General features: G+C 46.8%; 5 protein-coding genes and 1 pseudogene. 2 read left to right on the forward strand and 4 right to left on the reverse strand.

The window, feature by feature from the left end; translation table 11 throughout:
- Nucleotides 1-117: 117 nt before the first annotated feature.
- Nucleotides 118-336, reverse strand: coding sequence for a hypothetical protein (locus KDK13_RS08575; protein WP_257284563.1), 219 nt, complete (start codon nucleotides 334-336; stop codon nucleotides 118-120).
- Nucleotides 337-579: 243 nt separating this feature from the next.
- On the opposite strand from KDK13_RS08575, the gene KDK13_RS08580 reads away from it, so the two are divergent.
- A complete protein-coding gene (locus KDK13_RS08580; protein ID WP_257284564.1) occupies nucleotides 580-1,977 on the forward strand; it encodes an FAD-binding oxidoreductase in 1,398 nt (465 codons plus the stop codon).
- Between the two features lie 35 nt (nucleotides 1,978-2,012).
- On the opposite strand, the gene KDK13_RS08585 is transcribed toward KDK13_RS08580, so the two are convergent.
- Both KDK13_RS08585 and KDK13_RS08590 read right to left on the reverse strand, forming a co-directional pair.
- A complete protein-coding gene (locus KDK13_RS08585) occupies nucleotides 2,013-2,942 on the reverse strand; it encodes a hypothetical protein (RefSeq protein ID WP_257284565.1) in 930 nt (309 codons plus the stop codon).
- 220 nt (nucleotides 2,943-3,162) lie between these two features.
- On the reverse strand, nucleotides 3,163-4,053 hold the full coding sequence (locus tag KDK13_RS08590; protein WP_257284566.1) for a hypothetical protein: 891 nt from the start codon (nucleotides 4,051-4,053) through the stop codon (nucleotides 3,163-3,165).
- A 356-nt stretch (nucleotides 4,054-4,409) separates the two neighbouring features.
- Here KDK13_RS08590 and KDK13_RS08595 point away from each other — a divergent pair, with 356 nt between their 5' ends.
- Nucleotides 4,410-4,787: a transposase gene (locus KDK13_RS08595; RefSeq protein ID WP_257284567.1), complete on the forward strand. Its 378-nt coding sequence runs from the start codon at nucleotides 4,410-4,412 to the stop codon at nucleotides 4,785-4,787.
- A 47-nt stretch (nucleotides 4,788-4,834) separates the two neighbouring features.
- Here KDK13_RS08595 and KDK13_RS08600 read toward each other — a convergent pair.
- A pseudogene (locus KDK13_RS08600) lies at nucleotides 4,835-5,143 on the reverse strand (hypothetical protein); the annotation flags it as partial.

A 5,143-nucleotide genomic window follows, 5' to 3' on the forward strand; every position in this document is an offset into this window, starting at 1 on the left:
GAGCACCACCTTGACATGGTGGGGGTCGCTGGTTCAAGTCCAGTACCGACTACCATTATTTTTGTCTACATTGCACTTGGCATTCTTATATGCACGTGTAACCCTTAATACTTCTTGTTACCGGCCAGTTTCTGGCGCCTCCTCAATTTCCATAAGCTGATACCATTTTGCATCCAGTGCTTTCAGCATTTTTCCACTGTCGTCTTTTGTGTCAACGAGCCAGCCAGATGGGCAATCAATGGAACGATAGCATCGGATGACTGTCCTTGGACGGTTTTTCTGAACCGGATAAAAATGAGTGGTCACCTGGTCTCCAGGCTGAAAAGGCATTTTCATGGCAGACTTCTGATATTTACCTAGTTTCGTCAATCGACTTCACTCTTTGCTGTATTGTCGGCAAGGCTGATATTCTGAGAATGTAAATTATGTAACTGTAGATCAGGGAGATGATAATGGCTGGTGGCAAAGCACTGATCAAAGCGAAATAAACATTCACTGATGGAACCTTATGCTGGCTGAGTTGTCAGAAAAATAAAAACATTAGTTTTTTTGCCTTATTTATTATTTCATGGAGGAGATATGCCTGCATTCTTTCTGTTACTAATGCCGATATTAGCCCTTGTCAGTGGGTTATGCTGGGTTCGAGATGCGGATGCTTACCCTGTAAAGCATCACGAGGTTGTGGTTATTGGCGGAGGCCTGATGGGCAGTGCCGCTGCCTGGCAACTGGCCCGGGACGGTAAAGAGGTTATCCTGTTGGAAAAACAGGGTCACAATTACAGCCAGGGTTCCAGCAAAGGTCTGGCTCGGATTGCCAGAAGCAATAATCTGGCCAGAGATCTGTGGTCCTACCTCCACAACCGCTCAGTTCGTGAAACGGCAACGCTGACCAGCTTTCTTAATACTCAAGGGTACGTCACGTCGATTGCTGATGTCTACCGAACCACACCCGTCAACTACCTGGGACGCATGAAATACGCTGACTCTGTCATTACCTCTTCTAAGCGACAAAAGGTCGACTACAAAATAGCCCGGACACCGGAGGAGGGCGCGGCAATGTTTGGTGTCCAGCTGCCAGAGGGGGTTTTTCTGCAGCGTGAATTCAATGACCATTCCGGCACCATGAATCCGGAAGCACTTATTTCACTCCTGCACACGGCCATTAAACTCAAAGGTGGTACTATCGTTTACAATACCGCTATCAGTGATATCCAATGGGGCGATAACCACTACCTGATAGCCACCGAAGACCAGCATGGTTCTGAACGGAAATTCACAGCCAGCCAGGTTGTCAGTGCAGCAGGGCCGCAGACCGGTTCATTACTGCGTGAGCAGGCCCCCTATCTGGAGAAACTGATCACCCCGAAACGGGTATTTCTTGCTTTCCTGCAGATCCGGCCGGAAAAGTATCATCAGCTTGATGATCACGCACGCAATCAATTGAAACGGGCCTATCCGGTTATTAACAGCTCCGCCGGTACCCGGCAGGGCAGTTTCTATTCGATGTTTGAATACTTTGGTGCAGATGGTAATCCGGTCATTAAGATCGGTGGCCACTTTCAGCGCAGTAATATCAACAATCTTGAAGATGTCTGGCACCAGAGGTTGTCCGGGGAGGAGATTCGCTGGAGTATTGAGAACACCGGTCGGTACTTACGCATGCAGGGATTGCCGGTGGATGATGAGGATCTGCAACTGGTTGACGAAGTTTCCTGTGTATACAGCTTGACCCGTTCTGAAGTACCCCTGGTTTCCCAGCTGGTAACCCGATCCGGTGAAATGGACGGCAACTTTGTGGTGATGGCCGGAATGTCCGGAGTCGGTGCCAAAGGTGCCATGACCTACGGACGAATTGCCGCTAACCTGCTCCAGGGCAAGAGCGAAAATGATCCCGGTTATGTTGAGGCTGCGGAAGCTGTTGGCTTTATCAGACTCAAAGGGGATATTGATCATTTACACATAAATCCGGAAAAGTAACGCTCGATATTTCCTTTGGACTGTAAATAGACGCATCATGAATTACTCAGCGATGATTTCTCCTCAGCCATTGCACGCAGAATGCGGATGTCCTCTATCAGTCTGCTCTCATCCAGGGCAATACGGATCTTGAGGGATTCATACTTTTCCAGGCATAGGGTCTGGTAAAGTTCGTAGGCCTTTGCACCGCGATGATCATTAACATTATCATTAGCCAGAAGTAGTCTGGAATAGGTGAACATTAGTCGGGCAATCTCATCATGGGTTGTTGACAGTATATAACTCCGTTCGGTTAATTTCTGAAAAGCCGGTAACTCCCTGGCCACTTCAAGGGAGTCGGTGGCCTTCATTGCTGTAACAATGTCGTTAATCTCCCGACGACCCACATGCAGATTCATCAGTTGTGAAAAGAACTCATCCAGAAAATCTTCATAATCACTCTGAAAACGTTCCGTATATAACACCTCCCACAGTAGCCTGAATGTCAGCCAGGACTCGCCATATCGCTCAGACAATCGTTTGATGGTATAGATTTCTTTTTTATCATACTCGCGGACAGGATTGTCTATATCTCTCTTTAACAGACACTCTTTATCGTCCTGTGTCTGCATCAATTCCGCTTCAGCGTGCTCCAGTGGCGTTACGGATCTGGCATCCATTGCGGTGCCCAGTGCAAAGACTGTTGCACCAACAGCGCTTGTGGCGGCAACAGTTGTCCACGGGCAGCGGTTTGCTGATTTAACCACGTAACCAAGGGTAGCACCCACAAGACCGCCCAATGCACCTATACCGATCAGCTCGCCCGTTGAAACCTGCTGCGGACTAACACTATGTCGCCCCAGAGCTCCAAGTTTCTCCCCTGGAGAAAAACTTGCTTGCGAGCTGCTCAGCTGGCTGCTGGCACCCGAAGTGAGAGACGCCTGAGAGGTTTCTGCTTTTATGGATTCACTGATACCCTGATTCATAATCATCTACCCTTATTGGCAGCAAAAGATCATTGGTTTCAGGACTCTCACTGAGTATTGAATGGTGAGAAATTCAGGTTCCTTATTTGTTTCACAGTGCTTTCAATGTGCTTCCAATGCTCTTTCAATGCTCTTTCAATGCACAATGAGCGTGTTGATCCGTATTTCCATTTTAATACTCAATGAAAGACACGTCCTTTCTATCTCCTTACCTAACCCTTTACCGATAAATACAATAGTCACTTGAACGTTTAGCGTTGCTATTAATTGTGTTATTAAATTCGGTTGTAATTTCTGTCAGTGGCTCAGGGTAGGGCGTAAATTGATACAATGTAAATAATGCATCCAGAGTATCCCGGAAAACTTTTACGTCAATGGTATGAGTGAGCAGGAAGGAAACAGTGTCGCCTAAAGTACTTTCGTGAGAGGTCAGGTAAGGTTTCCCACGCTTCAGATCGTTAATGATCCAATCTATATCTTCTATTCTGGACGGGTCTTCAACAGACATTGTTGTAAGTAACTTGTCAAGAAATAGTATGAGTGCATGATTATTTTCACGATAAGTCGTTAAATCGGTTGTGTGGCACTGCAGAGTATTATCAGATAGTCGATGGACGGCGATAAACCATCGGCTGTAATCTGAGGTATTCATCAGAAGTCCGCTACCCTGAAGGGTAACGTCGTTAGAAAGTTTAGTTTGTTTTCCAGAGTAACTGTCCTTTTTCATATAATTGCCTATTTTGGTCAGACCACAGGCCTTTTGAACAATTTCTCCATCATCCTTGTTTTCAATTTTTCTATGGAAGTCAGCTATTTCTCTGTTAAATCCTCGCACCAGCGAATTCAAACCTTTTGCCAGATCATTATTTTGTTCCTTTTCCATCAGCTTTTCGATTGGTGATAATTTTAACGGGGAACTCACACTGCGTTCAGATAAAGGTGGTGCAGAAGCTGGTTCGCTATCGAACTGGTACCGCCTCTTAAGGTGCTCCATCACTTCACAGGCCTTTATGCGGGCTTCATCGAAAGGAAGGTCACCCAGGGCTTTCAGAAAATTATCCGCTGCCGTTGTTGCATAAGAAGGCGGGGCGGCTCTGCTGGTGGTATCCAATGTATAGCCCTCGTCAATTATTTTGCCACAAAAGTGAAGTTGCTTGATTCTCAGCTTCTCAGCCAACGGTCGAATGATAACTGCCAAGTCTAGACCAATAAAAATAGAAAGAAGTTTGTTTTTTTTTGGATTGTTCTATGGTTTTCTCGACTTTAGAGTTTTGTAAGTACAAAAGTTTCAGCGAATAATCTGCTAATAGCAACCATCCCCAGCGACGAAATCCGGGATGGTTGCCATGCTCACTTCAGATCACCAAGTAATCCTCAGGGAACTCGCTTTATATACAACCTTTTTGGCCGGTGCGCTATCACCAACTGCAGTACCAACGTTATGTGAACTATTGTTTGGTTCCATGCATGCTTTCCTCCAACGGGTTTGTTACACAGGCGCTGTTATCGATTGATTTTCATTGTGTGTGGAGCAGCTACCACCACTGGTTATCCCAGGGCAAATGGCAATGGAAAAATCTGGCACGCCGCTTGATCCGTCTGGTCTGCTCAAAGGTTCCCGAGGACAAACCTGTTGTTCTGGGGCTTGATGACTGGGTCATCGAACGATTTTCTGACAAAGCCCCGGCTTGTCGTAGCCATCATCAGCAAAGTAAGAAACGGAATCGTCCTGCGTATATCTGGGGGCAGTGCTGGGTTTCTCTGGCTGTCATCTTTGAACGGGCAGCAGATGAAGTGTTTACTGCCATACCGGTAATCTCATTTCCAGCACCCCTCGATTGCTAACCGTTCACTAAGGCTGAGAGGGGGCGATCGGGATTGTAAATATTCCTTCAGCTTGACGACTGAAAATCGGGGGCAGTACCTTCTGAGTTTTTACTGGAACTCTGGGTCGTTTCAGTTAAATTAGAAGTCAGTAGTATATCACCTGAGTTTTTAGTTGAATTGACTGACTGACGATACTGATTTTTGCGCTCCCTTTCGCGCTCGGCGTAAGTGGGATCTGTCTGGTAGCGCTTCCTTTGGTGCTTCCTTCGCAGTTCCCTTTGGCGCTCGGCATAAGCGGGATCTTTGCGACGCTCCCTTTGGCGCTCCCTTTCGCGCTCCCTTTGGCGCTGGGCGTAAGCGGGATCTTTGCGAAG

Source organism: Endozoicomonas sp. SESOKO1, from assembly GCF_024606265.1.
Classification (GTDB): domain Bacteria; phylum Pseudomonadota; class Gammaproteobacteria; order Pseudomonadales; family Endozoicomonadaceae; genus Endozoicomonas.

Coding starts and splice junctions, on each gene's coding strand:
- KDK13_RS08575 (WP_257284563.1), bottom strand. CDS start 336: ATGAAAATGCCTTTTCAGCCTGGAGACCAGGTGACCACTCATTTTTAT.
- KDK13_RS08580 (WP_257284564.1), top strand. CDS start 580: ATGCCTGCATTCTTTCTGTTACTAATGCCGATATTAGCCCTTGTCAGT.
- KDK13_RS08585 (WP_257284565.1), bottom strand. CDS start 2,942: ATGAATCAGGGTATCAGTGAATCCATAAAAGCAGAAACCTCTCAGGCG.
- KDK13_RS08595 (WP_257284567.1), top strand. CDS start 4,410: ATGCTTTCCTCCAACGGGTTTGTTACACAGGCGCTGTTATCGATTGAT.